Here is a 26154-nt window from a genome sequence, read left to right as displayed (position 1 = left end):
CGGGCTGCGACCGCGTGTCGCAGCCCGGCCCGCGGCGGCCACGGCTATCCTCTCCGCCCATGCGTGCCTTCCGTCTGCTCCCTGCCCTCGTCCTGCTGCTGGCGTGCAGCGGCTGCCAGCGCACGGCCACGCCACCGGCCACACCTGAGCAGGCGCGACAACAGGCGATGCAGCGCGCATTCGAACTGTGTGCGGGCTGCCACACGGTGCAGGCCGGTGGCATCCACCGGTTCGGCCCCAACCTGCACGGTGTGATCGGACGCCGCGCTGGCAGCCTGCCCGACTATGGCTATTCGCAGGGCATGCGCCGGGCCGACATCGTCTGGACCGCGCAGACCTTGGATGCCTTCCTGCAGTCACCAACGCAGCAGGTGCCCGGCACGCGCATGTACAACGCGTTTCCCAGCGCCGAACGACGTGCGCTGGTGATCGCTTACCTGCAGCAGCAGTCCGCTCAGTGAGACAGCCCCTGCAGCTGCTGCTGCAGGCGTGACAGGAACGCCTGGACCTCGGCGAACAACGGCGCGCTGTCCACTTCTCCGGCGTCTTCCAGGCGTTCGACCAGGGCATTGGCCTGCGTTGCCAGCGCGTGCGCGCCCACCGCCCCGAGCCCGCCGGCCTGGCGATGCAGGTGCAGGGCGGCGGCCTCGCGGTCGCCGGCCTGCACCGCACGCTGCACGGCCGCGATATCCACCTCGCTGGCCTGCAGCAGGGTGGCGGCCAGCTGCACGGCGACCGCATGCGAACCGAAGCGCCGCTGCAGGCCCGCCAGGTCCAGCGATGCGTCGCCCTCCACCGCTGCGGACGACTCGGCGGTCGCCTCCGGTGCCACGGACGCCTGCGGCAGCCATCGCATCAACGCCGCGCGCAGCGTAGCCAGCGACAACGGCTTGGCCAGCACCTCATCCATGCCGGCCTCGCGGCAACGTCGCGCGTCGTCGTCCAGCACGCTGGCCGTCAATGCCAGTACCGGCATGCGCGCCTGGCCCTGGCGGCCTTCGCGCTCGCGCAGCAGGCGGGTGAACGCAAAGCCATCGAGAACCGGCATGCGGCAATCGGTGATCACCAGGTCGAAGCGTTCCGACGCCAACCGGTCCAGCGCCTGCTGGCCATCACTCACCAGCACGTGCGGAAGGCCCAGCTGCTGCAGCCGCCAGGCCATCATCGCCTGGTTGGTCGGATGATCCTCGATCACCAGCACGCGGCTCTGGCGCAGCGCGGTCGGCAGCAGCGCCGCCTGCTCGTGCTCGCTCGCCAGCACGGCGACGTCCTCGATGCCGGCTTCCACCAGCGACAGACGGACCTCCGCGCGGGTGCCCTCGCCGAGCGTGCTCTGCAGCGTCAACGTGCCGTCCATCATCTGCACCAGCCGCTGGCAGATGCTCAGGCCCAGGCCGGTTCCGCCATGGTCGCGCTGGATGTACGCACCGGCCTGGGTGAACGGCGCGAACAGGTGCTGCAGCTGTTCCGGCGCAATGCCCATGCCGGTATCGATGACGCTCAGGCACAACGGCTGGCTGCCATCGGCGGTGGTCGGCCCGAGCACCTCCAGCCGCAGCCACACATCGCCCTGCGCGGTGAACTTGATGGCATTGCTGAGCAGGTTGAAGACGATCTGCCGCAGGCGCACGCCATCCACTTCATGCGCCGCAGCCAGCTGCGGATCGATCTGCACGTGCAGGGCCAGGCCACGCGCGCTGGCCTGCGCCGACATCAGCCGGCACACGCCTTCCAGCAGGGTCCGCAGTGACAATGGCACCGGTTCCAGGCGCAGCGCACCGGCTTCGATGCGCGAGTAGTCGAGGATGTCATCGAGGATCTGCCGCAGCATCTGCGCAGAATCCTCGATCACGGCAAGGATGCGCTGCTGTTCTGCATCCAGCGGCGAGTGCGCCAGCACTTCCAGCATGCCCAGTACACCGCTCATCGGCGTGCGGATCTCATGACTCATCGTGGCCAGGAAGCGTGATTTGGCCTCGGCCGCCTGTTCCGCCTCGATCTTGGCCGCCGCCAGCGCATCGGCCTGTGCGCGTGCCTGGGTCACGTCCACCCAGTAGCCGCTCCAGGTGACGGCACCGGCCTCGGTGACGTAAGGGTGAGCCTGGCTGCGTACCCAGCGCGCGGGCGTGCCGTCATCACCCGGCAGCAGGCGGAACTCGAAGGCCAGCGGCGCGAACTGGCGGGCCGCCTGGTCGATGGCCTGCAGCACGGCCTGGCGGTCGGTGTCCTCGATCCGCGCCAGCAGCGCCTGCGCATCCTGCTCGGCACGCTGCCGCGGAATGCCGAACAGTGCCTGCAGGTCGCCGGCGATGAAGGGGAAGGCCAGGCTGCCGTCCGCGTCGCGACGTGCCTGGTAGACCACCGCAGGCAGATTGTCGGTGACCTCGGCCAGGCGCTGCTCCAGATGGCGGCGACCGGCCACCTCCCGGCGCAGCCGCCAGTGACCGACGCCATGCACCACCGCCCCGGTCAGCAGCACCAGCAGCAGCGGAAGGCCCCAATGCAGCACGGTGTCCCAGTCCACGCCACTGCGATACTCCACGGCCAGCCAGTCGCCCCGCAGCGCCTCATGCTCCCGCGGTGACATCTGCAGCAGCAGGCGGTCGAAGGTGGTCGCCAGGGCGGCATGGCGACGGTCGACAGCCAGCGCCAGCTGGTCGCCGAATCCGGCCGGCGCAAGGATCTGCAGACGGCCCGGGAAGCGGTTGCGCAACAGGTGATCGACCAGGACCAGGTTGCCCACGTAGGCATCGGCCTCGCCATTGGCCAATCGCTGCAACGCCTGCTCGCCACTGCGCGCGGGAATGATCTTTGCCCGTGGCGCCTGCTGCAGCACGTAGCCGCGCAGGCGTTCCGGGTCGGACAGCAGCACGCGCTTGCCCTGCAGATCGGCCAGCCCCAGGATCGCCGGGCTGTCGCGCGTGCCGACGATCACGCTCGGCACGCTGATGAAGGGCTGGCTGAACACCCAGTCCGGCCCCAGGTAGCGCGAATCGGTGGGAATGCCCATCACCGCCTGCACCTCACCCTGCAGCGCCTTCTCGCGCACCTCGAACCAGTCGTGGCTGGTTTCCACCTCCAGGTTAGCGCCGACCTGGATCAGCCGCCGCAGGTACTCGCTGGTCAGGCCGCTGGGCTGGCCGTCGTCGTCGGTGAACGAAAGCGGCGCGGCATTGGGCGCGAAGGTGATCTTCAACGGCTGCTGCAGCACGCGCTTTTCGGCCTGGCTCAGGGCCAGCTGCGCCGACGCGGACCATTCCGGAGGCCGCAGCCAGCGCTGGGCCAGCGCGTCCCGCTGCGCCTGGCTGGTGGCAGCCAGCGCAAGATCCAATGCCTCGGCCAGCGGTTGCTTGCTGTTGGGGACGCCGAAGTGCGCCCGCTCCGGCGGCAGATCGCTGGGCCGCAGCAGCACCACTCCCTTCAGCTGATGGGCCGCGATCAGCTCGGTGGCGACATAGGCATTACCGATATAGACGTCGGCCTTGTCGTCTCTGACCATCTGCAACGCCGCCAAAGTGCCATTTGCGACAAGTTGTCGAGCGCGTGGAAATCGTGCACGCACCTGCGGTGCGGTCAGGAAATCCTGCTCGATCACGACGCGCAGTCCGTCAAGATCCGGCATCTCCGAAGCACGCAGGTCTCCAGGTCGTCCGACCACCGCCAGCGGCGCTTCGACATAGGCCGAGGTGTAGACCATGCAACGGGTTCGGTCGGCACTCAGGCCGATGTTCATGACCACATCGATCTCGCCCCGGCATGCCGCGTCCAGCACGGATGTCCAGTCCGGATAGCGGCGTGCCTCGACTTTCACGCCCAAACGACGAGCCAAAAGCGACAAGTAGTCCGGTCCCAGGCCGACCTGCTGGCCTTCGTGGATCGACTCGAAAGGGGGCCAACCGCTGTCATACTGCCCGACGACGATGCGAGGGTGCGCGGTCAGGTATTCGCGTTGCAGGGGACTCAACGGCAATGGGCCGGGCGCGAGTTGCGCCCAAGCGACGGCAGGACCCAACATGGCCAGCAGCAGGACCCGCCCGCGAACAGCCCAGCTACGCATCGGCGTTGATCTCCTAGAATCCTGCCAGGAGCCGCGATGGTCGCGGCCCGGCGTGCCCGGTGGTCATACTAGAGCATGAGCTTGCGCATCATCATCGCAGACGACCACCCCGTGGTCCGTATCGGAACCCGCGCCGTCATCGAGTCCAGCGGCGTTGGCCAGGTCGTCGGTGAAGCCGACAGTGCCCAGGCGCTGATGGCGCTGCTGACCAGCCAGCCATGCGACCTGCTGGTCACCGACTATTCGATGCCCGGCAGTCCCCAGGCCGATGGCTTCGCCATGATCGGCATGATCCGGCGCCGCCATCCCGACCTCAAGGTGCTGATGCTCAGCGTTTCCAGCAACCTGGCGATCCTGCGCATGGTGCTCGACAGCGGCGTGCTCGGCCTGGTCGACAAGAGTTCGTCGATGGACGAGCTGCCGCAGGCGATCCAGGCGGTGAACCGCGGCCAGCTCTATATCAGCCGCAGCCTGCGCGAGCGGGTCGAGGCCGCCGGCAGCTGGCGCATGCGCGAAGGCGACGGCAAACCGCTGTCGCCGCGCGAACTGGAGGTGCTGAGGTTGCTCGGCACCGGCATGACGGTGAAGGAGATCTCGGTGCAGCTGCACAAGAGCGTCAGCACCATCAGCCGGCAGAAGGGCGATGCGATGCTGAAGCTGGGCCTGAAAGGCGATGCGGAGCTGTTCGACTATCTGCGTGACGGCAAAATCTGAATCCTGTCCATCCGGCCATTGAACTTTCAGGCAGGCTTCATGCCGCCTGACGCTAGATGAATACGCACGCCGCCCAGTGGCCCACGCAATGTTCCGGCAATCTCCGGGCGCCAGCGTGGTCACTACGGCAGCCAGGGCGCCCGCGCCCTCCCTGCCCACCGTGGCATGCCCCTACAGGAGAACCGAACATGCTCAGTACTTCCGCTCTCAGCTTCCGTGGCGTGGCGATGGCCCTGGCCCTGCTGGCCGGTGTCGCCGTGGTCAGCGACGCCAGCGCCATGTCGAGGAAGGACAAGCGCACCGTCGTCGGTGCGGTGGTGGGCGGCGTCGCCGGCCACCTGATCTCCAATGGCGATCCGGCCGCCACCGTCGGCGGTGCCGTGGCCGGCGGCGCGATCGGCAACCTGACCACCCCGGACCACCCCGGACCGCCACGACCGTCGTTATGACCGCCGCTACGACCGCGGCTACCAGCGCGGCTACGACCGGGGCTATGGCTATCGGGACCGCGGTCATGACCGCCGCTGGCGCGACAGCGACCGCCGCTACTACCACGACCGCGGTCGCCACCGCGGCTGGTAACCCTCGCCGGCACTGCCCGGCATCACCGGCAAACGGGCGGGTCGATGACCCGCCCGTTTGCGTCCGGGCCGTCCATGGCGTTGAATGCGCAGCCCTGGATGACTCCTTTGCCCCCGGCCCCCGCATGACCTCCACCGCCCACCGCGTGCAGGGCCTCAACAACGATGAGGTCGCTGCCGACTGGCCCGCGATCGATGCAGCCGAGGTTGCCTGGCTGGCCCGCCGTTATCCGGTGCTGGACGCGGACAGCGCCCTGCGTTGGCACAGCCCCCGGCCGTTGTCGGCCGCCGCGCTGGTCGAGGGTACCCGCGGCCGGGTGTTCATCAAGCGCCACCACCGCAGCGTGCGCAGTGCCGCCTGCCTGCAGGAGGAACACCGCTTCATCGCCCATCTGGACGCTGCCGGCGTGCCGGTGGTGAAGGTTCTGCCCACCGCCGGAGGCGACAGCGCCATCGAGCATGGGCCTTGGACCTATGAACTGCATTCACCGGGGGTGGGTGACGATCTGTACCGCGACGCCGCCTCCTGGACGCTGCTGACGGACATCGCACGGGCGCGTTCTGCCGGACGCATGCTGGCCCGGCTGCATCAGGCCGCCGCCAGCTACCACGCCCCGCAGCGCAGCACGCATGTCCTGGTGGCACGCGACGAGCTGATCCGCGCCGCCGACCCCATCGGCGCGCTGGAAGCGGGTCTTCCCGACCGCCCGGGACTGGCGCGCTACCTGGCACGGATTCCGTGGCAGGCGCAGCTGCGCCGCGACGTCCTGCCCTGGCATGCCGGCCTGGCCGCGCGCCTGCCCGCCGAGCCGCCGCTGTGGGCGCACAACGACTGGCATGTCTCAAACCTGCTGTGGCGCGGCGACGACGTCAGCACCGTGCTGGATTTCGGCCTCGCCTCACCCACCAGCGCGCTGTTCGACCTGGCCACCGCGATCGAGCGCAATGCCGTGGCCTGGCTGGAGCTGGAGCGGGGCCATGAGGCGGTGCGCATCGACATCGCGCTGGCGCTGCTCGACGGCTACCGCGAAGTGCTGCCGTTGTCGGCCACCCGCCTGCACCTGCTGGCGGACCTGCTGCCGATGGTCCACTTCGACTTCGCACTGTCCGAAGTGGAGTACTTCGAAGGCATCACCGGCTCGACGGCGAACGCCGATGTCGCCTGGTATCCCTTCATGCTGGGCCATGCCGCGTGGTTCGCCAGCGCACCCGGCCAGGCCCTGCTGCAGGCGCTGCATGCCGCCGCCTGAAGGGCATCGGCTCGCAAATCCCTGCCATCTGTAGTGAAATAGCGGCCTGAAGCGGGGGTGCCTGGATCTGCAGGCTGAGAGAGTCCCTTGGAACCTGATCCGGTTTGCACCGGCGTAGGGAGCTTTGAGCCGCAACCACACCCCCGTTCCGGGCCGGTGCACCTGCGCGCCGTCGCTTCGTCTCCCCTGTTGTCCGAAGACGAATCGAATGAACCGCTGCCTGCGTCCCACCCTGCTCGCTCTCGCCCTCTGTGCCGCGCTGCCACTGCATGCCAGCGAGGCTGGAGCCTCCCCCGACCTGGCAGCCGACAGCGGCGAACGTTCGCCCACCGAGCTGGCAGCGGTCCGCGTGCAGGCCGGCAGGCCGGCGGCCGACAGCGCGCGGGTCAGTGCATTCGGCGCCGGCTCCTGGAAGGACACCCCGGCCTCGGTGAACGTGCTCGAACGCGACTACCTCGACCGTCGACAGGTGCGCTCGTTGTCCGAACTGGCCAGCAACGACGCCTCGCTCGGTGATGCCTACGCGCCGGTGGGCTACTACCAGAACGTCGCCATCCGCGGCTTCGCGCTCGATGCCGCCACCGGCTACCGCTTCAACGGCCTGGCCATCGCCGGCGAACAGCGGCTGGCGCTGGAGAACGTGCAGGCGGTGGAGATCCTGAAGGGTGAAGCCGGCCTCGCCGCGGGGGTGATGGCACCCGGCGGCATCATCAACTACATCGGCAAGCGCCCGGCCGAAGTGCGCACGGCTACCCTTGGCACCGATTCGGAAGGCTCGCGCTATGCCGCCGTCGATGTCGGCCACTGGATCACGCCGCGTTTCGGCATCCGCCTCAATGCCGCCTGGGAGGGCAGCGAGTCCTACGTCGAGCACGCCGACGGCCGCCGCAACTTCTATTCGCTTGCAGCGGACTGGCTGATCGGTGAGCGCGGCAAGCTGGAAGTGGACGCCAACTACCAGACCAGTTCGCAGCGCTCGGTGTCCGGTTACCAGCTGCTGGGCGCACGGGAGCTGCCTCGTGGCGTCGACCGCGAGCACCTGCTGGGCTATCAGCCGTGGCAGCGCCCGGTGGAGATCGCCAGCACCAACATCACCGCCGTACACACCTACGACTTCAACGAGCGCTGGCAGTCGCGGCTGTCGGTGGGCCACAGCCGCTCGGTGATCGACGACAATGTCGCCTTCGCCTATGGCTGCTACTACGCCGACGCATGCGCTGACGGCAGCGTGCCCGGCAACTACTTCGCCCCCAACGGCGACTACGACATCTACGACTACCGCAGTCCGGACGATACGCGCCGCAACCAGCAGGCACGTGCCGAGCTGCGTGGCCGCTTCGACACTGGCAGCGTCGGCCACCAGCTGACGGTCGGCGCCGACACGTTCCGCCGCACGGTGGACAGGCGACCGAGCGTCAACGAGTACGTAGGCAGCAGCAACATCCACGACACGCAGGTGCCGGTGTACGAGCCCTCGCCGCTGATGCCCGGCCCGTCCGCACGGCGCCTGGACAGCCGCCAGACCGCCGTGTTCGCGCTGGACCGCATACAGTTCGGCGATGACTGGCAGTGGCTGGCTGGTGGCCGCTTCGTCCGCCTGGACGAGCGCGCGTACGACAAGCGCGGCACGCCGCAGCGGCACAGCCGGCTGTCGCGCTTCCTGCCGCAGACCGCGCTGGTATGGAAGGCCACCGACCAGCTCAATGCGTACGCCAGTTATGTGCGCGGCATTGCGCTGGGCCAGGAGGCACCGTTCTGGACCTCCAACGCCGATGCCTTCCTGCCGGCGGTGCAGTCACGGCAGCTGGAAGCCGGCGTCAAGTACGTGCCAGCTGCCTCGCTCACCCTGGGCGCCGCGCTGTTCCGCATCTCGCAGCCCTACCAGTACGCCATGCCGGATGACAGCGATGCCGGTTACACCTTCGTCGAGCGCGGCACGCAGACCCATACCGGCCTGGAGCTGACCGCCAACGGCCAGCTGACCGATGCGCTGCAGATCGTCGCCAGCGCCAGCGTGCTGCAGGCGCGTGCACGCGATACCGGCACGCCGGGCCAGGAAGGCCATCAGCTGGTGAACGTGCCGAAGGTGCGTGCCAGTGTGCATCTGGCCTACGCACTGCCGTTCGTGCAGGGCCTGGATGTCACCGGTGGCTGGCGCTATGCCGCCGCCAATGTGGCCCGTGCCGACGGCGGCGTACGCGCGCCGGACTATTCGGTGTTCGATGCCGGCCTGCGCTTCCGCCACCGCGTGCATGAGCGCGCCGTGACCTGGAACCTGTCGGTGGACAACGTGTTCAACCGCTTCTACTGGCGCGACACCGGCAGCAGCGGCGGTGACTACTACCTGTTCCCCGGCGCACCGCGACAGGCACGCCTGTCGGTGACGTTCGCGCTGTGAGCGGCGCCGTGCTCGAGTGGACCGCCGCGCTGTGCAGCGTGCTGGGCGTATGGCTGATGGCGCGCCGGCGGCTGGCAGCGTGGCCGGTCGGCCTGCTGTCGGTGGCGCTGTACGGCCTGGTGTTCGCCGAGGCCAGGCTGTACTCCGACACGCTGCTGCAGGTCGCCTTCGCCGGCTTCCTGGTCTATGGCTGGATCAACTGGCGCCAGCACGCCGCCGATGAGGGCAGCATCCGCATTGTGCCGCTGGCACGCAGAAAACTGCTGCGTGACCTGATCATCGGCCTGTGCGGTGGCGTGGCGCTGGGCACGGTCATGCACACCTTCACCGATGCCGCGCTGCCATGGCTGGACGCGATGCTGACCGCCCTGAGCCTGGTCGGCCAGTGGTGGCAGGCGCGCCGCCATGTGGCGTGCTGGTGGGTGTGGATCGGGGTGGACGTGGTCTATGTGGGCGCGTACCTGTTCAAGTCGCTGCACGTCACGGCCGCGCTGTATGTGTTCTTCCTGGGGCTGGCGGTATTCGGCCTGCGCGCCTGGAGTGCGGCGGCGCGGGAGCGCGAGCTGCTGCCGGCGCGGTAGTGCCGCGCGGTACACCTCACTTCGGCTGCAGCACCAGCCCCAACCGCAACGGCTGGCGCATGTCGGCCGGTGGCGCCGACGACAGCGGCGCCGACTGCAGCGTCGCGCCCAGATCCGCGTCCGCCTGCGCATCGCCGAGACTGTCGAATTCCAGTTTCGCGATGCGGCCATCGGCTGCGATCCAGAGGCTGACCGGCAGCGGCGTGGGCACCTGTGGGTGCGCCTGCAGCCAGGCCAGCACGCGCTGCACCTTCGGGTCCTGCTCCTGCTGCAGGCGCTGCTGCAGCTCACTGCCTGCCGTGGCGGCGTAGGCCATCCAGTGCGGTGGAGCCTCATCGGCCGAGACGGCCCCGGCGCCGCCCAGCGCCAGAAGGCCGATCAGCGATGCCAGCGGTCGCCACCAGCGGCGACGGTCGGCGCGAAGTACGGATTCCATGGCAGCACCCTCATGCAGTCGTCCAGCGCTCCATCGTCGGCGGCGCGGATGACAGGCAGATGGCGGGCAGGCATTACCCGCCCAGGTCGGCCAGCACCTTGCGCGAAGGCGCGAAGAAGGTCACGCCGGTCATCGCGGTAGAGAAGTCCAGGATGCGGTCATGCAGCGGCGCAGGGTTGCCGATGAACATGCGCTCGAGCATCTTCTCAATCACCCACAGGCGGCGCGTGTAGCCGATGAAGTACGTACCGTACTCACCGCGCCCCGGATTGGCGAAGGGCATGTTGTCGCGCAGGATGTCGTGCTCGCCGTCGGCGTCCTCGATGGTGCACAGCGTCTTGTGCGACTTCTGCGCGTCGGCCGGCGCATCGTCCAGCTCGGTGTTGTCGTGCTTGGTGCGGCCGATGATCGCCTCCTGCACCTCGGTCTTCTGCGCGCGCCATGCGTCGAGGTTGTGCAGGTACTTCTGCACCACCACGTAGCTACCGCCGGCATGGGCCGGATCCTCGTCACCGACGATCGTGGCTTCCGGCAGCGACAAGCCTTCCGGATTGGCCGTGCCGTCCACGAAATCGAGCAGGTCGCGGCCGTCGAAATAGCGGAAGCCGGCCACCTCATCGACCGTCTCCACCGCATCGCCGAACGCCATCAGCAGGTTGCGCTCGAACGCCACGATCAGGTCCATCGTGCGTGCCCGGATGTGGTACAGCAGATCGCCCGGGGTGGACACCGCGGTGTGGGTGGCGCCCTTGATCTCGCGGAACGGATGCAGTTCGCGCGGCGGCGTGCTGCCAACCAGCGGCTGCCACACACGGTGGCCGATCGCCACATTGCAGGTGAAGGTCCGTTCGATCTCGCGGATGGCCGTGTTCTTGATCAGGTCATCGGTGCTGGCCAGCACGTCGCGTACCTTCGCGATCGAGTCCGCATCATCCTTCACCTTCAGCACCAGGAAGGCGGCCGAGTGGGTCAGCGGCGCAGTGATCTGCTGCGGCTCGTTGTCGAGCGTGTGATTGAGGGCGGTGATCGGTGCGGGCTGGGAATTCACGGCAGTTCCTGCGGGCTTGAGGCGGGCGCATCGCGCATGGTGCAGCGATGTGCGGGCGATCATAGCGGAACGGCTTCCGCTGCGACGGAGCGGTTCTCAGTCGCGCGCCTGCCGCTTGGGGCGCAGAAAAGTGAAGCCCGGCGCTAGGCCGGGCTTCGATGGCGTGCGGGAGAGAGAGAGAGTCACACGCCAGTTACACGCACTAACGACAGAGCGTTTCTTACCAGGTGAAGCGCGGGCCGACGAACCACTCGCGGTCGCCTGCCTTGGCCAGCTTCACTTCGCCACTCAGGCCCCAGTTCTGGTTGAACTTGGCGGTGGCACCGACACGGCCGTAGAACTCGCCGTCCGGGTTGTAGCCGTGCTTCTTGCTGAAATCTTCGTAGCCGGCCAGCGCGTAGCCTTCCAGGTACGGGTTGAACGCGGTGCGCACGCCCACTTCAGTGGAGTAGCCATTGAAGTCCAGGCCGCGCTTCTCGTCGTACTTCTGATAGGCCACGCGGGCCACCAGGTCGGTGTTCGGTGCGATGCCGTAGTTGTAGCCGACACCCAGGCGCCACTGGTCGACGTCATTCTTGAAGCGGTCGGTTTCCTGCGCGCTGTAGTCGCCGAAGATGTGGAAGTTCGGGTGGACGGCCACCGAGCCCTTCACGCCCCAGCCATCGGCGTCGCCGCCCTTGGCATCGGTGTTCACGTAGCCGCCTTCAACGTAGTTGTACGACAGGCCATCGGCAGCCGATGCAGCGAACGGCAGGGCAGCCAGCAGACCCAGGGCAAGCAGCGAATTCTTGTTCATCGGGACACACCTTTAATTATTTTGGTTTCGTCGACCGCCTCCCGGGAGGGGGAGAGAGGAGAGGCGGTCGACAGGTGTGAATTATCCGTTTGTTGGCGAAATCAGCCCTGAATATTGAACTGACCGGTACATGAATGAAGTTGCTGTTCAGGGAACTCTGGAGCTGGTCGACAGTAGCCATGCCCCCATAGTTCGTGCCGATTGCACAAACTATGGGAGCAATCACCTACACAGACTATAGGGACAAATGCGATCTTGGATCAGAGTCCTCTGCTCGCTGGTCCCAAGCTCGCCCAACTTGGCGGGGCCTGACGGCGAGGCTTGACGGTCACGCGCCGAGCGTACGCCATCGGTGATCGGATGGCCGAGTCACCAAAGCTACCTGAAAAGTGACGCCCTCAGCCGGGTGGACGCCGGACGAGTAGTATCGATCGGCCCAAAAGGGGGCTAGTCGGTGGCTGCGCTAGTAGCGCCCGTCGAGCAAGCGGCCACCGTCGTTTTCGTATTCCTCAGATTCATTGCCGGTGGCATCAGCCGCTTGTGAGGCGGCTTCTTGCGCTTGCAGATCGGCGTACTTCTGGCGATCTTCGACGAAGGCTTCGCATCCTTCGATGAAGGACTGAGAGGTGCCGCCACACTCCAGCGCATCAGAGACGTCGTTTGCCTGAGCCCACGCAAAGCCGGCTTCATGACCTGAGCAATCCAGCGTGCAAGTGTAGTTTCCGCTGTCTTCTATGGCGTAAGGATCAACATTGCTGAGATCAGCCCCAGCGCCGTCCCTGTCGGCTCCGTATTCTTCGTACGTCGCTTGCCTTGCATCTTCTGCTGCGGCAGCGGCAGCTTCTGCGTTAGCTTCGTAGTCGTTGTAGTCGCCACGGCGCCCGCAGGCGGCGAGAAGCACAGAGGCGGCAAGCATTACTTGAAGTCGCTTCACACTGGCCCCCGTTTAGCTGCCAATGAACGAAACCAGAAAGAGGAGCGTGGATCGAGAGTACGCCGTACTGAGCTACGCTTAAGGCCGCGCCGTCAGATCGACGTCCAAGGCAGTGAGAACAGGCTAACTGTCAAAGCACCGCCCTGCAGTCAGGGCGAGCTGTTGGGTTAGATCGGCAAGAGGGACGTCGCCACAATAGAGAGACGCGAGCAGCCCTGCTTCACTACTCATGGCTACCTCAGCACTTCGTACACTTGGTGGGCCGACCGCACTCGAGCCAATGTCTCAGCCCACTTTTCCGGGTGTATTGGGGCAAGTACCATCGGCCTGACTTCGGTCCAGAGCTCATGAATCCCGCGACGGACCATAGAGAGATTTTTTACATAAGAGAGCGCAAGAAGTTCAACTTCTGCGTAACCCTCCTTGACACAAGCAGACAGCTTTGAAGCACTAGCCGGAGACTCGCCGTCGTCGGCAGCTGTCCTCCGCTTCGCTCTAATTAACTGCTCCGGAAGACCAAAGATGAATGCCAGATCGGGAACTACCCTCAAGACAAATATTCGCGAGCACTTGCACTTGCCAGCACTACTAGCTCCGATGGCCTGTGAAACCTCCATCTCTATAAGTGACTTGCCCTCCATCCACATGAGCAACAACTCTTGAAGCCGGGGTATAGCCCACTGACCTCTCTCTTGGTCCGAGCTAAGTCGCGCAAAGTCTTTTTCAAAGAGCCCCTCAAGATTCCCCTTCCTCACTAGCTGCGGAACCAATGAGGGGTCTTCTGCAAGCCAGCCAAAGACCCATTCGACCCACTCTTTCACATTCGCGAACTCATCTGGGCAGCTCCTCTGCATATGGCTTTCCAAGCCCCTGATGACAACGGGCTCAACTCCCGTTGAAGCCGCCAACTTGTCTATCCAGTCTGGATTTTGCTCAGCACCGAATTCGTCCCTGAACCTAGCTACCGCCTGGGAGCTCAAGTCCACCCAATCTTGGATCCCCCGGGCCCTTGATGAGAAGGCCCCCATCGTTCTTCCAAGGTACTCGCGAACAGCGGATCTAGAGGACTCGCGATCAAAGGAAATTGGGAGTCTTCGAAGCATGTATCGGGCAGTTTCATCCAACTCGACTGTAGATTCATGCATCCGGTCAAGCACTCGAACAAGCGGATCCTCAACTGCCAAACATTGGTCGCTCTGAGAGAAGACCTGCCTTAGCTGATTCCAATAACGGCTGATAGTGTTGGACTGACCGTCGAAACGCATAACCCTACCGGGGACAACTAGGACGAAGCCGAATGAATTTTCCCCCGCCCGCCCGGCCCTTCCTGCTGCGTTCAGTAGCTCATGGGCCTCCAGGGTCCCCATTCGCTCAGAGTCCGCGTCGAATCTCTGATCACTGGAGATGATGACGACTTGGCTTGGCAGGTTCATCCCCTGTGCCAGGGTTGACGTCGCTACGACAACATCAACGCCATCTGGCCGCCTGTAGAGTGATTCGTGAAGGGCCCTCTCCTGCGGAAGTAGGAGGCCATGATGCGTAAGGGCCAGACTTCTCAGATCGAAGCCTTCGCCAACGTCAGCATACAGAGCACTACGATCGCCCAGCTCGGTGAGTGCCGCGTCAAAGCTCTGCCGCTCAGATTGATTCAATACAATTGCTCGTGCTGGGAGAGCATCTGAAACCTTCTTTGCGATGCTGGCTGCCCATGGGATGGTTTGGGTAAAGACCAGGGTCTTCAGAGTGTCGCTTGCAGAGCGTGTAGCCGCACCGATGGCAACTTCTGCCGCAACTTCAGTAGAGTTAGGGGTAAGGTACCAGTCCGACGTGCGTGTACCAGCTGCACCCAACTTGACATTTCTGTCTAACAGCGGAACGAGGAGGTAATCACTTATATTATTGGTCATCCACGTCTGCTGGAGCCCCATAAAGCCGTAGGGCTTGACCTGCAGTTGGCGCTTTACCGAGGCAGGAGGTGCCGCCGTTGTTCTGGCCTCTGCTGCTGCGGCTAGTATAGCTTGGCTCGATGCGACCTCCGTAGCTTGGTAAAGCACGACACCACGTACCTGCCGAGTGGGCTTCCAGTTCAAATCCAGTGCAAGGCATGACCTGCTAGTTAGGCTCTCAACCCATGCCGCCACTTCTGAAGCATTGCTGACCATTGCGGACATCAACAGAAGATCTGCAGTAGGGGCCGCAAGCGTGAAGTTCAGTAGACATACCATCGCATCGATGGATCTCCTGTCACGGCCGACTCCCGAAGAGTGGATAAGGTGGAACTCGTCGAACACCAGAAGACCAACTTCAGCGAACGCAGCGGACTCGTATCCGAGTAATGCCAAGCAGCGCTCAGGAGTCATCACGGAAATTTCGGGAAGCCCTTCGTCGGCGATGTCTTCAACAGAATCCGAACTCCGTTCCCTCTGAATTTGTCCAGATGGGAAGACCGACCCCAAAGAACGGGCGACCTGATCTACCAGCGCAAGCGTCGGCGCGAGGAATACTACCTTTCGGCTCGCCAGCAGCGCACTTGCGATCTTTAGCTCAGATAGCGTGGATTTGCCTGCGCCAGTTGGAAAGCTGACTACGGATGAAACTCCATTGTCGAGATAGCCTCTACGAACTGCCTGCAGGTGGTTCTTCCAAAGATAGGGCCTACTTCCTGCAATCAAACCCATCTTTTCTCGCCACCGGTCCCCCGGAACTCCTGACGGCGGATTGATCGATACGAGCGAGGATGCTCGGAGCTCTTTTCCGGCCCCCAACAGCAAAGTTGCTAGATGAAATGGCCCTGGGTAAGTGCTTTGTGAGGCTACGGATCCATTGGAGAAATTAGACAAATCTGTAGTTCGAATGGATAGCTCGGCCACACGTGCAAAAACTTCATCGCTGCTCCTGGCAAGATCAGGTCTTCCCATTAGCTCGTTCGAAAGAAGTCTGACCCCGTCCAATATCATGACGTAGAGAGCGGTGGCGCCCAGGCCAATTCTAGGTGAAGGGCTCTCCATCCACCCTCTTGTGGAGTTGCTCATGCTGGCCACTGTCGCAAGGTCACCTCTGATGAGGCGTCGAAGCGCGTCGATGAGCACCGAACTTACACTGTCGGAGCCCTCTGGTGGAACCATCGTCTTGGTCATCTCCACTGCGTCCGCATGAGCCTGCGCAATGAGAAAAAGCAGCGAAGAGGAGATGCCCGCCGGTATAGCATCTAGCCTAAGCTCCGAACTGGTAGACGCTTCCGCAGAGAGCGCCTCGGCTTGAAAAACCACATGATGCGCGGTCCCGGCCACAAACGCAGCGGATCTCCTAGTGTCAGACTCTGGAGCCAAGGAGACCAAGGACTCTTGTACGAACGCAAGCCTTCGCATCTCGTCAATTAGGCTTTCGATGCCGTGGTCAGCCTCTTCACCACTACGGAGCCTAATTCGCGCGGCAACGATCTTTGTGTACGCCGCGGTTAGCTCCTTCGCCAAGTCTCGAGACTCTAGCCCTTGAAGGCTGGGGGCGGAGGCTATTAGATCCAACGTCTCTCGATCAAACACTCTTAACCCCTGAATCAAGACTGGCGATGACTTTTCCGGCTAGCTCTTCCATCCAACCCCGCAGGTCGGCGACATGAAAGATGTCTCCTCTGCGTCGGCTCATGTCGCCTTTGACAGCTTCGTCATAGTCCATGAAGAGTGAGCTCAATCCCCGCGGAGATGCATGATAGTCTCCAACCGTAATCGATGCCTTGAACACTCTGGCTTCTCTCCAAATGATGTTCTTTACTGCATCGGTGGCGTTTGGATAGCCAGAACTCTTGAGTAGGGAAACCACTTCCGCAGCAACCATGTTCTGACGGGATCCAGACTCCAGCTCGCGAAACTCTGGCCACACCTCATCTCGAATCACTTCTCGAGGATGCTCTGTCGCCTTGTCTTCGAAGATTACGACATGGCTAATTCCGTTCTCATCTGCCTCAACTTGCAGGCCGTCCAGCCCTTTGTGGGCGAGAATCATATGTGGTGTTCGGATAGCTGAGTTTGCATTGAGTCGATGAGCACATATCCAGGACATGACTTGGAAGAACCAGCCATCGCGGTGGTAGGGGCTTTCTGCGCTTGCAGTGACGAGTTTAACGGCCTCCGACCTGGCGATATCGTCTGCTTCCACTTGTGGAATTCCGGCAGCCTTCAGTATTTCTGCCAAATGATCAGCTTGACCTAAGGCGACTATGGCGATCTGAACTGCCAAGAGGTCTGCATCCGGAACCGACCACGCATTGCCCTCGCAGAGCGAAGGCACCGTATATGGTGTCGTCTCAATCGCCATCTCCAGCCGCCCCTATTCAGCTTCGCGTTTGAACGTTCTTCACCAGACGTATACCACACGCTCACAGTGATACCGGCCCCCGTGGCGATCTCGCGATTGCGCGCCTCACCCTACCCGTCATGTCCCTTCAGGCGGCTGACACCTGTCACTGGTTCGGAAAGGCTCCGGCGCGAATAGTAGGCGTCACCGCCCCGCACCACTGCGCCGGCACTCACCCAAGGGGACCTGTCATGAGCCTGTTCCAGCAACTCCTTTCGCATACTCCGATCTGGGTCTGGGTGCTGATGGTGTTTCTCATCACCCGGGGCATCGCGGCCATGAAGCCCGGCGAAACCTCGTTGCCTACGCTGGCGATCGTGCCGGCGGTGTTCGCGGCATGGGGGGTGTGGTCCATCAGCCACCGCTACGGCGCATCGTGGTCGGCCTGGGGCGAGTGGCTGGTCGGCGTCGGCGCAGGAACGGGCCTGGGTTGGCTGTTGCTGCGCCGGGCGCGTGTAGCCATGAACAGTGCGACGGGACGGCTGTGGCGCAGCGCGGATTACAGCCTGCTGCCGCTGCTGCTGATCACATTCCTGGTGAAGTATGGCTTCGAAACGGCGCTCGCAGTGTCGCCCGCGCTGAGCGCCAACGCAGCTTTCAGCGCTGCTTACCTGCTGCTGTCCGGTGGTTTCACCGGCATCTTCATCGGCCGCTACTGCCGGTATCTGTCGGCGGCTCGCCTTGAGGGGAGCACTCGGATGGGGGCTGCGGGCTGAGGCTGGCGTACCCGGGAGGCGGCGCACGGCGCCGTCACCCGGTGCCGGCTGCGGTCGTCGCCCCTGCGGCCTGCGCCAGCACTGCCGCTGCAGCGTCGCCCTTGCGCTCGCTGTAGCGATCCACCAGGTAGTCCGCCCGGCCCCGCGTCAACAGGGTGAACTTCACCAGTTCCTCCATGACATCCACCACCCGGTCGTAGTATGGCGAGGGCTTCATTCGTCCGTCCTCATCGAACTCCTGCCAGGCCTTGGCCACCGAAGACTGATTGGGGATGGTCAGCATGCGCATCCAGCGCCCCAACACCCTCAGGGTGTTGACGGTGTTGAACGATTGGGAGCCGCCACTCACCTGCATCACGGCCAACGTTCTGCCCTGCGTGGGCCGCACGCTGCCGTCCTCCAGCGGCAGCCAGTCGATCTGGTTCTTGAACACGCCGGTGACGGTACCGTGCCGTTCCGGGCTGACCCACACCTGCCCCTCAGACCACTGCGACCACGCGCGCAGCCGCTGCACTTCGGGATGGCTCCTGTCCACGCTGTCCACCATCGGAAGCGCATGCGGATCGAACACCCGGGTTTCGCAACCCAGATACTGCAGGAGCCGCTCGGCTTCCAGGGCCAGCTTGCGGCTGAACGACTGCGGCCTCAGCGAACCGTAGAGCAGCAGGATGCGGGGCGGTCCCAGATTCCCCGCGGCGAGCAGGCTGGGGTCGGGCTGGGGCAGCGAGGCTTCCCTCAGATTCGGCAGCTGGGTACTTGCGATCGTCTTATTCATTCGACTATTCTAGAAATATGGAAACGTCAAATGCAATCGTCGCGCTCACCGCGTTGGGCCACGCCACCCGCCTGGCGGCCTTCCGCCTGCTGGTGGAAGCCGGTCCAGCGGGGCGCGTGGCCGGTGACATCGCGGCGGCCCTGCAGGTGCCACCGGCCACACTCAGCTTCCACCTGAAGGAGCTGGTACAGGCCGGCCTGGTGGAGAACGAGAGCCAGGGCCGCAATGTCTGTTACCGCGCCAACTTCGCCGCCATGACCGGCTTGATCGAGTACCTCACGCACAACTGCTGCGCGGGTTCGCCGAGCGAGGAGTGCGGGCCCACTGCGCCCGCATGCAAGTGCTGAAGTCCGATCCAACCTCCTGCCATCACAACGACTGCACCATGACACACAACGTCCTGTTCCTCTGTACCGGCAACAGCGCCCGCAGCGTCCTTGCCGAGGCCACGCTGCGAGCCTGGGGCGCTGAACGTTTCAATGCATTCAGCGCAGGCAGCCACCCCACCGGCCAGGTCAACCCATTCGCACTCGCACAGCTGCAGGCCGAAGGAATCACCATCGATGGGCTGCGCAGCAAATCGTGGGATGAGTTCGTGGATGCTGCGCCCATGGACCTGGTGATCACCGTGTGCGATTCGGCTGCGGCAGACGCCTGCCCGGTGGTGTTTGGCGACTTCATTCGCAGCCACTGGGGCCAGCCGGATCCGGCCGCAGTTGCAGGCAGCGATGCCGAGAAAGCAGCCGCGTTTGCACGCGCGCATGCCATTGTGAAATCGCGGCTGCGTGCGTTGATCGATCTGCCCGGATCGTTGTGGTCCGACCGCGAGGCAATGCAGAACGCTCTGGATCAGATCGGCCGGTTGCAGCCGACCGACAGCACACCGTGACGGCGCCCGCGCGCATGCGCCTGTTCGAGCGCTACCTCACCCTGTGGGTCGCGCTGTGCATCGCGGCCGGTACCCTGCTGGGACACCTCCTGCCCGGCGCCTTTGCGGCACTGGCGTCCGCCGAAGTGGCCAAGGTCAACCTGCCGGTCGCGGCACTGATCTGGCTGATGATCATCCCGATGCTGCTGAAGGTCGACTACGGCGCAATGCGCCAGTTGCAGCAGCACTGGAAAGGCATCGGCGTAACGTTGTTCATCAACTGGGCGGTCAAGCCCTTTTCGATGGCACTGCTGGGCTGGGTATTCCTGCGTCACCTCTTCGCGGAATGGCTGCCGGCCGGCCAGATCGACAGCTATATCGCCGGCCTGATCCTGCTGGCAGCCGCGCCCTGCACCGCGATGGTGTTCGTGTGGAGCAACCTGTGCCGCGGCGATGCGAACTTCACGTTGAGCCAGGTCGCGCTGAACGACGCGATCATGGTGGTGGCCTATGCGCCGGTGGTCGCATTGCTGCTCGGCATGTCCGCGATCACTTTTCCGTGGGACACCCTGCTGCTGTCAGTGGGTTTGTACATCCTGGCACCTGTCGGTGTTGCCAGCCTGCTGCGGCGCTGGATGCTTTCGCGCAGCGGCGAGGCCGGTCTGCAGCTGGCGCTGACCCGACTCGGCCCGGTTTCGCTGTCGGCCCTTCTACTGACACTGGTGCTGCTGTTCGGCTTTCAAGGTCAGCAGATCGTCGAGCAGCCGCTGGTCATCGCGCTGATCGCCGTGCCCATCCTGATCCAGGTCTATTTCACTTCGGGCCTGGCCTATCTGCTCAACCGTCGTCTGGGCGTCGCCCATTGCGTGGCCGGCCCGTCGGCGCTGATCGGCGCGAGCAACTTCTTCGAGCTGGCGGTCGCAACCGCCGTCGGGCTCTTCGGTGTGCATTCGGGCGCCGCACTGGCCACCGTTGTCGGTGTGCTGATCGAGGTGCCGGTGATGTTGTCGGTCGTTCGTATCGTGAACCGTACTGAAGGCTGGTACGAGAGGCATGGTGCGGGTGACCGCGGGCGGTCGTAGAGGGCCGATGCCTGCTTCTGGCCCGCGCTGTCGCAATCGTCCAAGTTTCGCGGCGCCCTGATGCACTCAACCACGACTCGTGTCGCAAATTCCCCGAACGCGTGAGGCCCTTGCGCCATCAACGTCTGCGACTGCTTAACCGCGTGCGAGGATGCTGAAAGCGTCGAGCATCGTGGGTTGAATACAACTCGGCTCATTGGCGTTGCGCAGTGACACAGGTACAGATGCGGTGCCACCCCAAAAGGTGGCCGGGTTCGAAATCCCGGATTGATGCTGAGTGTTTGCGCTTGCCAGCCGACGTCACCTTGCGTGGCGTCGGCTGGCAATCCGTCTGCCGGTCATGGCGGGCGGTGCGTGGGGACCTTCGGGTCCACCGGTTTGGCATCTACCGGATTTCGAACCATGTACCGCCCGCCACCTTTATCCGTGGCGGCTACCGTCTGTCCTGCACGGAGCCTCATCAATGACCACACCCGAGTTTCCCCCTCCGCATTCCGACAGCGCGCCGGCCAACGACGCCGATGCGACCCCCCAACAGTCCCCGTCCGACCCCAACACCTTCATCGCCACGCTGAAACGGATCGGCAGCGGCGCAGCCGCCGATGGCCTGCCCTGGCCGGAACGCCATCCGCTGCCTGGCCGTCAGCTGGCGCTGGCCGATGCCGACTGCGCGCACGCCGGCCTGCGGGTGGCGCTGGAGATGCTGCTGGCCGCCGAGCGTGTCCGGCAGAACGGGCCGGAGGAGCAGTACGTGGGCGATCGCGTGATGGAAGGACTGGTGATGGCCTGCCTGTCACTGTCAGTGCAGGCCGGCACCTTGCTGCGTCCGGGCTGACAGGGAGGTTTCGCGCACCCTCGGCCGCGTGATCCGGGGCCGGCCCGTGTGGTTATTCTTGCGGCCAGGCTTCCGCCACCGCCCGGGACTCTTCGCATGCGCCGACCCTTCCATGCCGCGATCCTTCTTGCCACCGTGCTGCTGGCCGGTCCTGCCCTCGCGCAGCACGCCAGCAGCGCACCGCCGCCCGCTGAACGCCTGCCCGACGTGGCACTGCCTGCGGCACTGGATCGCGTGCTGCGCGACTACGAGCGGGCGTGGAGCGCGGGCGATGACAAGGCACTGGCGGCGCTGTTCGCCGAAGACGGATTCATCCTGCAAAGCCACCAGCCGCCGGTGCGCGGGCGCGACGCGATCGCGGCCGCCTACGCCGGACAGGGTGGAAGCCCGCTGCGCCTGCGTGCGCTGGCGTACGCGGTGGACAGGAGCACGGCCTACATCATTGGTGCCTACACGTTTGGAGGCAACGTCGGCGATACCGGAAAGTTCACGCTGACGCTGAAGCGCGCGGGCGATGGACCCTGGCTGATCTTCTCGGACATGGACAACGGCAACGCGCCGCCACGGGCGCGGTGATCGGGCGTTGCAGTGGATCCACGCCATGCGTGGATATGCTGCACGCGTGATGCCAAGCAAGCTTGGCACCCACCAAAGCCTGTGTCCGGTCCGGCACCCGCATGGGTACTCCCTTGATGAAAAAACCCCGGCGCATGGCCGGGGTTTTCGGTTACTTGAACAGCGTGTCCGGATATTCCGGTTTCTGTTCGCGCGCCAGCAATGCGCGCAGGCCCTCTGCCGGGGTCTGCTCGCCGTGCAGTACGGCGCGTACGCCATCGGAGATGGGCAGGTCGATGCCGTGTCGGCGTGCCTGACGCATCACCTCATCGGCCGTCTGCACCGATTCGACCACCTGCCCGATCTCGCGCACGGCATCCTGCAGCGTCTGCCCGCGGCCCAGGGCCAGGCCCAGGCGGCGGTTGCGCGACAGGTCGCCGGTGCAGGTCAGCACCAGATCGCCCAGGCCCGCCAGACCCATCAGGGTTTCCGGCTTGGCACCGATTGCCGCGGCCAGCCGCAGCATCTCGTTGAGGCCGCGGGTGATCAGGCCGGCACGGGCGTTGAGGCCCAACTGCATGCCATCGGCAACGCCGGTGGCCACGGCCAGCACGTTCTTCATCGCGCCCCCCAGCTCGGCACCGACCATGTCGTCGCCGGTGTAGGCACGGAACGCCGGGCCATGCATCGCTTCGGCCACGGTCTGCGCGAACGCCGGCACGTCGCCGTGCACGGTGATCGCGGTGGGCAGGCCCTGGGTGACTTCCTTGGCGAACGACGGCCCGGTGACGACAGCCAGCGGCACGTCGTCGCCGAGGATCTCGCGCGCGACTTCATGCAGGAAACGGCCGGAGCCGGGCTCGAAACCCTTGGTCGCCCAGGCCACGCCGGCACCGGCCGGACGCAGCGGCGCCAGCGCGCGCACGGTCTCGTTGAACGCGTGCGACGGGGTCACCACCAGGATCCAGGCGGCACCGTGCACCGCCGACGCCAGGTCGGTGGTGGCATGCAGGCTGTCCGGCAGCGGGATGCCCGGCAGGTAGCGCGGATTCTCGTGGCGCTGGTCGATGGCCTCGACCACGGCGGCATCACGCCCCCACAGCACGGTCGGATGACCGTGCCGGGCGAGCAGGCTGGCCAGCGCGGTTCCCCAGGAACCGGCGCCCAGCACGGCGATCTTGTCAGCGGTAGTGCTCATCCGTGACGTCGCGACGGATTCAGGCGTTGCCGGCCGGCTCGGAGTCAGCCAGCGACGGTGCGTCGCCCTGCTCCTGGCGCTGGCGCAGGGTTTCTGCGTACAGGCCTTCGAAGTTGATCGGCTGCAGGAAGAACGGCGGGAAGCCGCCGGCCTGGATCAGATCGCTGACCAGCTGGCGCACGTACGGGAACAGGATGTTCGGGCACTGGGTGCCGAGCAGCACGTCGATCGACTGCGGGTCCAGGCCGACCAGGCCGAACACGCCGGCCTGCTTCACTTCGGCCACGTAGGCGGTGCGCTCACCGGCCTGGCAGGTCAGGGTGACGGCCAGCACGACCTCGAACGCGTTCTCACCCAGGCGCTGCACCTGCTGGTTCAGATTCAGCTGCAGCTCCGGCTGCACCTGGTCATTGAAGATGGTCGGTGCGTTCGGCGACTCGAAGGAGACGTCCTTGACGTAGATCTTCTCGACGGTGAAAGCGGGGCCGGTAGCGGCATCGACCGGCGCAGCGGCGCCGTTGGTGATCTCTTCGGACATTTCCAGTAACTCCAGGTGAATGCAATGAAAACTAGGGTCGAATTACTGCGATGGGGGCGGCATCAGGCCCATACAAGGCCGGATCCGCCACCTGCGGCAATCAGTTGCGGCCCTTGACCAGCGGCAGTTCGGCCTGCTGCCAGGCGGGAATGCCGCCCTCGAGCACGAAGACCTTTTCGAAACCGGCCTTCTTCAGCGCCTTGGCGGCGGTTTCCGATGCGTTGCCGTTGCGGCACACCAGAACCACCGGCGCCTGCTTGGCGCTGGCCACGAGCTTGTGCTCCGGGCCGAACGCGCTGGCCTGCGCATTGCGGCTGCCGGCGATGTGGCCCTTTTCGAAGTCACCGCTGGCGGACAGGTCCACCACCACCGTGCCGCCCGCATTCATCAGCTGGGTCAGTTCGGCGGGCTTGATGCCCTTGAAGCCCCGGAACAGGCGGCGGATTTCGGTGACGATGAGGGCCACGGTCAGGCCGACGAGGGCCGCGGACAGCATCGGGTTTCGGCCTGCAAAGGCCAGCAACTCTTCGTAATTCACTCAGGTCACGGGTCGATAAGCGGGCGCCGATTGTCGCACAAGCCGGACGCGGCCCGTCACTGCCCCTGCCACAGATCCGGCAGGCCACCGGCCTGCCACCAGCGCTTGGCCTCGGCATCCCAGCGCCACCGCTCGGTCACCACCACGGTGCGCTCGGCCTGGGTGTTCTGGTTGATGACGCCGATTTCCACCCGGCGCTCGACCTGGCCATCAGGCAGCGAGGCGCTGCTGCGCTCTCGGTAGGAGGACACCCGCAGCTGTGCATAACGGTTGAGCTCGAACTCGGTGGGCGGCTTTTCCTTGCGCAGCACCGGATCCAGGTAGCCGATGGCGTCGTCCATGCTGCCCCAGCGGATCGTCGCCCCGTAGGCGATCTGGGTCTCTTCCAGCATCTTGCGCTGCTTGCGGCTCAGCTCGTCGGCACCGGCCATGGCGCTGACCAGCAGCAGGGAACACAACAGGATCTGGATGAGGCGGCGCATCAGGGGTTTCCGCAGGGCGTCAGCCTGCCATCCTACCCTTTGGCGAAGGCAACGAAGCGACCGCTGAACTCGGCAGCGGCCCGGCCGTCGGCGGCCGGCTGGGTAGCGATGATGCTGATGCGGGCCTTGCGACGCTGGCGGAAGGTGGCCAGGAAGGTGTCCCAGGCACCGCTTTCGGCCGCCTCGGCCTGCGCGTGCAGGTCTTCGTAGACCGGTGCCAGGTAGCGCAGGTTGCTGTCGGCCACGTAGACCTCGGCGTCGTGGCCGGCCAGGCGCAGGCGCAGGCTGACCAGCGCCCAGCCGGACAGGGTCAGCACCGAGGCCAGGCTGCCGCCGAAGGCGTTGCCCTTGTCGTTGACGTTCGCCGTCAGCGGCGCGGTGATGCGCAGCACGCCATCGGCATAGCCGTCCAGGCGGATCTGCATGGCACGGACCGCAGGCATGCAGTCCAGCACCTCCTGCAGGGAGGCCAACGAGGAGCTCAGGGCATCAACGGACATCGGAGCAGCAACCACGACAACGGCGGGCCCGCATAATGCAGGCAATGGATGACCATACGATACCCACTGGCAGCGCGTGCCGCGGCGCGGGCTGGACGCTGATCTCGCTGCGTCCGCAGGGCCAGCATGCGGCGCTGCGCCGCGCCGTTGCTGGGCTCGGCGGGCAGCTGGTGGCGTTGTCGCCGTGGCGGCTGCAACGCTTGCAGGGCCCTGCCGTGGTGCGCCAGCTGCAACGCGCGCTGAACTGCGATCGGGTGGTGTTCACCAGCCCCGCAGCCGTCACGGCGGCTGCCGCGCTGCTGCCGCTGCGCCCGGCGCAGCACAGCCCGTGGCTGACGGTCGGCGAGGGCACCGCACGCGCGTTGCAGGCGCACGGCATCAGCGAGGTCCACGCGCCGCAGCGGATGGACAGCGAGGGGTTGCTGGCCCTGCCGGTACTGGCGGCGGTACAGGGCCTGCGGATCGGGCTGGTCACCGCGCCCGGTGGCCGGGGCCTGATTGCCGCCCGGCTGCAGGCGGCGGGTGCCAGCATCGAACGTGCCGATGTCTATCGGCGCCAACCACTGCGCCTGTCGCCTCGCGCCCTGTCACGGCTGGGAGAGTGTTCTGCGCCCTGGCTGATGGCGGTCAGCAGCGGTGAAGCCCTGCAACGTGTGTGGGAGCAGCTGTCGCCGCAGTGGCAGCAGCGGCTGCAGGCCCATGCCACCGCGCTGGTCGCCAGCGAACGGCTGGGCGTGCAGGCGCAGGCGCTGGGCCTGCGGGTGGTACGCAGCGCGGGGCCGACCACCCCGCAGTTGATCGCCGCTGCACACACCACGCTCACCGGGCCGGCAGCGACCTGAACAGGGACGTGGGTCACGCTTGCCGCTGTCGTCGGCAACAGGGATGCTGTGCCTGACGCTGCCTGCCGGAACCCTTC

At 65.3% G+C, this 26154-nt stretch carries 26 protein-coding genes and 1 riboswitch; of the genes, 13 read left to right on the top strand and 13 right to left on the bottom strand.

What is annotated here, in order from left to right:
• The first annotated feature begins 59 nt into the window (after positions 1 to 59).
• Positions 60 to 461: a c-type cytochrome gene (locus N5J29_RS05280; RefSeq protein ID WP_053518416.1), complete on the top strand. Its 402-nt coding sequence runs from the start codon at positions 60 to 62 to the stop codon at positions 459 to 461.
• Here the strand turns inward: N5J29_RS05280 and N5J29_RS05275 are convergent.
• A complete protein-coding gene (locus tag N5J29_RS05275) occupies positions 455 to 4057 on the bottom strand; it encodes a transporter substrate-binding domain-containing protein (protein WP_164151103.1) in 3603 nt (1200 codons plus the stop codon). The genes N5J29_RS05280 and N5J29_RS05275 overlap by 7 nt on opposite strands.
• A gap of 75 nt (positions 4058 to 4132) precedes the next feature.
• Between N5J29_RS05275 and N5J29_RS05270 the strand changes: the two genes are divergently transcribed.
• The 5 genes from N5J29_RS05270 (at position 4133) to pnuC (ending at position 9581) form a co-directional block, all read left to right on the top strand.
• On the top strand, positions 4133 to 4771 hold the full coding sequence (locus N5J29_RS05270; RefSeq protein ID WP_053518414.1) for a response regulator transcription factor: 639 nt from the start codon (positions 4133 to 4135) through the stop codon (positions 4769 to 4771).
• Between the two features lie 188 nt (positions 4772 to 4959).
• On the top strand, positions 4960 to 5220 hold the full coding sequence (locus tag N5J29_RS05265; protein ID WP_239519761.1) for a glycine zipper 2TM domain-containing protein: 261 nt from the start codon (positions 4960 to 4962) through the stop codon (positions 5218 to 5220).
• A 257-nt stretch (positions 5221 to 5477) separates the two neighbouring features.
• Entirely contained in the window at positions 5478 to 6602 is a 1125-nt protein-coding gene (locus N5J29_RS05260; protein ID WP_164151101.1) for a phosphotransferase, read from the top strand.
• Positions 6603 to 6645: 43 nt separating this feature from the next.
• Positions 6646 to 6740, top strand: a riboswitch (TPP riboswitch).
• Positions 6741 to 6810: 70 nt separating this feature from the next.
• Complete coding sequence (locus N5J29_RS05255) at positions 6811 to 9000, top strand: TonB-dependent siderophore receptor (RefSeq protein ID WP_164151099.1); 2190 nt, start codon at positions 6811 to 6813, stop codon at positions 8998 to 9000.
• An 8-nt stretch (positions 9001 to 9008) separates the two neighbouring features.
• Positions 9009 to 9581 carry a nicotinamide riboside transporter PnuC gene (gene pnuC, locus N5J29_RS05250; protein ID WP_164151097.1) on the top strand — a complete coding sequence of 191 codons (573 nt, stop codon included), beginning with the start codon at positions 9009 to 9011 and terminating at the stop codon, positions 9579 to 9581.
• Positions 9582 to 9597: 16 nt separating this feature from the next.
• On the opposite strand, the gene N5J29_RS05245 is transcribed toward pnuC, so the two are convergent.
• The 6 genes from N5J29_RS05245 to N5J29_RS05220 all read right to left on the bottom strand — a co-directional run bounded on the left by N5J29_RS05245 (position 9598) and on the right by N5J29_RS05220 (position 17109).
• Positions 9598 to 10017 (bottom strand): hypothetical protein, encoded by a 420-nt coding sequence (locus N5J29_RS05245; RefSeq protein ID WP_164151095.1) that lies wholly within the window; start codon positions 10015 to 10017, stop codon positions 9598 to 9600.
• 73 nt (positions 10018 to 10090) lie between these two features.
• Entirely contained in the window at positions 10091 to 11065 is a 975-nt protein-coding gene (locus N5J29_RS05240) for a Dyp-type peroxidase (RefSeq protein ID WP_074902309.1), read from the bottom strand.
• A gap of 220 nt (positions 11066 to 11285) precedes the next feature.
• Entirely contained in the window at positions 11286 to 11861 is a 576-nt protein-coding gene (locus tag N5J29_RS05235) for an Ax21 family protein (RefSeq protein ID WP_065174160.1), read from the bottom strand.
• Positions 11862 to 12324: 463 nt separating this feature from the next.
• Entirely contained in the window at positions 12325 to 12777 is a 453-nt protein-coding gene (locus N5J29_RS05230; protein ID WP_164151093.1) for a hypothetical protein, read from the bottom strand.
• Between the two features lie 251 nt (positions 12778 to 13028).
• On the bottom strand, positions 13029 to 16268 hold the full coding sequence (locus N5J29_RS05225) for a DEAD/DEAH box helicase (RefSeq protein ID WP_197622626.1): 3240 nt from the start codon (positions 16266 to 16268) through the stop codon (positions 13029 to 13031).
• 61 nt (positions 16269 to 16329) lie between these two features.
• Positions 16330 to 17109, bottom strand: a complete 780-nt coding sequence (locus tag N5J29_RS05220) for a hypothetical protein (RefSeq protein ID WP_164152964.1) — start codon at positions 17107 to 17109, stop codon at positions 16330 to 16332.
• A 230-nt stretch (positions 17110 to 17339) separates the two neighbouring features.
• Between N5J29_RS05220 and N5J29_RS05215 the strand changes: the two genes are divergently transcribed.
• Positions 17340 to 17864, top strand: a complete 525-nt coding sequence (locus N5J29_RS05215; protein ID WP_164152963.1) for a DUF6622 family protein — start codon at positions 17340 to 17342, stop codon at positions 17862 to 17864.
• Between the two features lie 34 nt (positions 17865 to 17898).
• Here the strand turns inward: N5J29_RS05215 and arsH are convergent, their stop codons facing one another.
• The gene (gene arsH, locus N5J29_RS05210; protein WP_164152962.1) at positions 17899 to 18639 is read right to left on the bottom strand and encodes an arsenical resistance protein ArsH; all 741 of its coding nucleotides are present in this window, start codon (positions 18637 to 18639) and stop codon (positions 17899 to 17901) included.
• Positions 18640 to 18656: 17 nt separating this feature from the next.
• On the opposite strand from arsH, the gene N5J29_RS05205 reads away from it, so the two are divergent.
• The 5 genes from N5J29_RS05205 (at position 18657) to N5J29_RS05185 (ending at position 22000) form a co-directional block, all read left to right on the top strand.
• The gene (locus N5J29_RS05205) at positions 18657 to 18986 is read left to right on the top strand and encodes a metalloregulator ArsR/SmtB family transcription factor (protein ID WP_053518034.1); all 330 of its coding nucleotides are present in this window, start codon (positions 18657 to 18659) and stop codon (positions 18984 to 18986) included.
• Positions 18987 to 19024: 38 nt separating this feature from the next.
• Positions 19025 to 19528, top strand: a complete 504-nt coding sequence (locus N5J29_RS05200) for an arsenate reductase ArsC (protein ID WP_164152961.1) — start codon at positions 19025 to 19027, stop codon at positions 19526 to 19528.
• Between the two features lie 14 nt (positions 19529 to 19542).
• Positions 19543 to 20589 (top strand): ACR3 family arsenite efflux transporter, encoded by a 1047-nt coding sequence (gene arsB, locus N5J29_RS05195; protein ID WP_164152966.1) that lies wholly within the window; start codon positions 19543 to 19545, stop codon positions 20587 to 20589.
• Between the two features lie 463 nt (positions 20590 to 21052).
• The gene (locus tag N5J29_RS05190; protein WP_065174145.1) at positions 21053 to 21424 is read left to right on the top strand and encodes a hypothetical protein; all 372 of its coding nucleotides are present in this window, start codon (positions 21053 to 21055) and stop codon (positions 21422 to 21424) included.
• 96 nt (positions 21425 to 21520) lie between these two features.
• Positions 21521 to 22000, top strand: coding sequence for a nuclear transport factor 2 family protein (locus tag N5J29_RS05185; RefSeq protein WP_164152960.1), 480 nt, complete (start codon positions 21521 to 21523; stop codon positions 21998 to 22000).
• A gap of 151 nt (positions 22001 to 22151) precedes the next feature.
• On the opposite strand, the gene N5J29_RS05180 is transcribed toward N5J29_RS05185, so the two are convergent.
• From N5J29_RS05180 to N5J29_RS05160, 5 genes are all read right to left on the bottom strand, one after another.
• Positions 22152 to 23177 (bottom strand): NAD(P)H-dependent glycerol-3-phosphate dehydrogenase, encoded by a 1026-nt coding sequence (locus N5J29_RS05180; protein WP_164152959.1) that lies wholly within the window; start codon positions 23175 to 23177, stop codon positions 22152 to 22154.
• A gap of 19 nt (positions 23178 to 23196) precedes the next feature.
• Positions 23197 to 23715, bottom strand: a complete 519-nt coding sequence (gene secB, locus N5J29_RS05175; RefSeq protein WP_004153553.1) for a protein-export chaperone SecB — start codon at positions 23713 to 23715, stop codon at positions 23197 to 23199.
• A gap of 100 nt (positions 23716 to 23815) precedes the next feature.
• On the bottom strand, positions 23816 to 24253 hold the full coding sequence (locus N5J29_RS05170; RefSeq protein WP_053518043.1) for a rhodanese-like domain-containing protein: 438 nt from the start codon (positions 24251 to 24253) through the stop codon (positions 23816 to 23818).
• Positions 24254 to 24309: 56 nt separating this feature from the next.
• Positions 24310 to 24735: a hypothetical protein gene (locus N5J29_RS05165; protein WP_053518045.1), complete on the bottom strand. Its 426-nt coding sequence runs from the start codon at positions 24733 to 24735 to the stop codon at positions 24310 to 24312.
• A 32-nt stretch (positions 24736 to 24767) separates the two neighbouring features.
• Positions 24768 to 25235: a YiiD C-terminal domain-containing protein gene (locus tag N5J29_RS05160; protein WP_053518047.1), complete on the bottom strand. Its 468-nt coding sequence runs from the start codon at positions 25233 to 25235 to the stop codon at positions 24768 to 24770.
• A 35-nt stretch (positions 25236 to 25270) separates the two neighbouring features.
• Between N5J29_RS05160 and N5J29_RS05155 the strand changes: the two genes are divergently transcribed.
• Complete coding sequence (locus N5J29_RS05155; protein WP_065182066.1) at positions 25271 to 26077, top strand: uroporphyrinogen-III synthase; 807 nt, start codon at positions 25271 to 25273, stop codon at positions 26075 to 26077.
• Positions 26078 to 26154: the final 77 nt, after the last annotated feature.

The sequence above is a fragment of the Stenotrophomonas sp. GD03680 genome, assembly GCF_029844625.1.
Taxonomy (GTDB): domain Bacteria; phylum Pseudomonadota; class Gammaproteobacteria; order Xanthomonadales; family Xanthomonadaceae; genus Stenotrophomonas; species Stenotrophomonas maltophilia_P.
Note: the sequence above shows the minus strand (reverse complement) of the source record. Positions and strands in the feature narration are given on the sequence as shown.

Excerpts from the sequence above, each read along its gene's own strand:
- N5J29_RS05275 (WP_164151103.1), bottom strand. The coding sequence starts at position 4,057 with ATGCGTAGCTGGGCTGTTCGCGGGCGGGTCCTGCTGCTGGCCATGTTG.
- N5J29_RS05265 (WP_239519761.1), top strand. The coding sequence starts at position 4,960 with ATGCTCAGTACTTCCGCTCTCAGCTTCCGTGGCGTGGCGATGGCCCTG.
- N5J29_RS05235 (WP_065174160.1), bottom strand. The coding sequence starts at position 11,861 with ATGAACAAGAATTCGCTGCTTGCCCTGGGTCTGCTGGCTGCCCTGCCG.
- N5J29_RS05205 (WP_053518034.1), top strand. The coding sequence starts at position 18,657 with ATGGAAACGTCAAATGCAATCGTCGCGCTCACCGCGTTGGGCCACGCC.
- N5J29_RS05280 (WP_053518416.1), top strand. The coding sequence starts at position 60 with ATGCGTGCCTTCCGTCTGCTCCCTGCCCTCGTCCTGCTGCTGGCGTGC.
- N5J29_RS05230 (WP_164151093.1), bottom strand. The coding sequence starts at position 12,777 with ATGCTTGCCGCCTCTGTGCTTCTCGCCGCCTGCGGGCGCCGTGGCGAC.
- N5J29_RS05180 (WP_164152959.1), bottom strand. The coding sequence starts at position 23,177 with ATGAGCACTACCGCTGACAAGATCGCCGTGCTGGGCGCCGGTTCCTGG.
- N5J29_RS05215 (WP_164152963.1), top strand. The coding sequence starts at position 17,340 with ATGAGCCTGTTCCAGCAACTCCTTTCGCATACTCCGATCTGGGTCTGG.
- N5J29_RS05190 (WP_065174145.1), top strand. The coding sequence starts at position 21,053 with ATGACCACACCCGAGTTTCCCCCTCCGCATTCCGACAGCGCGCCGGCC.
- arsH (WP_164152962.1), bottom strand. The coding sequence starts at position 18,639 with ATGAATAAGACGATCGCAAGTACCCAGCTGCCGAATCTGAGGGAAGCC.
- N5J29_RS05270 (WP_053518414.1), top strand. The coding sequence starts at position 4,133 with ATGAGCTTGCGCATCATCATCGCAGACGACCACCCCGTGGTCCGTATC.
- arsB (WP_164152966.1), top strand. The coding sequence starts at position 19,543 with ATGCGCCTGTTCGAGCGCTACCTCACCCTGTGGGTCGCGCTGTGCATC.
- N5J29_RS05155 (WP_065182066.1), top strand. The coding sequence starts at position 25,271 with ATGCAGGCAATGGATGACCATACGATACCCACTGGCAGCGCGTGCCGC.
- N5J29_RS05165 (WP_053518045.1), bottom strand. The coding sequence starts at position 24,735 with ATGCGCCGCCTCATCCAGATCCTGTTGTGTTCCCTGCTGCTGGTCAGC.
- N5J29_RS05255 (WP_164151099.1), top strand. The coding sequence starts at position 6,811 with ATGAACCGCTGCCTGCGTCCCACCCTGCTCGCTCTCGCCCTCTGTGCC.
- N5J29_RS05160 (WP_053518047.1), bottom strand. The coding sequence starts at position 25,235 with ATGTCCGTTGATGCCCTGAGCTCCTCGTTGGCCTCCCTGCAGGAGGTG.
- N5J29_RS05220 (WP_164152964.1), bottom strand. The coding sequence starts at position 17,109 with ATGGCGATTGAGACGACACCATATACGGTGCCTTCGCTCTGCGAGGGC.
- N5J29_RS05200 (WP_164152961.1), top strand. The coding sequence starts at position 19,025 with ATGACACACAACGTCCTGTTCCTCTGTACCGGCAACAGCGCCCGCAGC.
- N5J29_RS05185 (WP_164152960.1), top strand. The coding sequence starts at position 21,521 with ATGCGCCGACCCTTCCATGCCGCGATCCTTCTTGCCACCGTGCTGCTG.
- N5J29_RS05260 (WP_164151101.1), top strand. The coding sequence starts at position 5,478 with ATGACCTCCACCGCCCACCGCGTGCAGGGCCTCAACAACGATGAGGTC.
- secB (WP_004153553.1), bottom strand. The coding sequence starts at position 23,715 with ATGTCCGAAGAGATCACCAACGGCGCCGCTGCGCCGGTCGATGCCGCT.
- N5J29_RS05245 (WP_164151095.1), bottom strand. The coding sequence starts at position 10,017 with ATGGAATCCGTACTTCGCGCCGACCGTCGCCGCTGGTGGCGACCGCTG.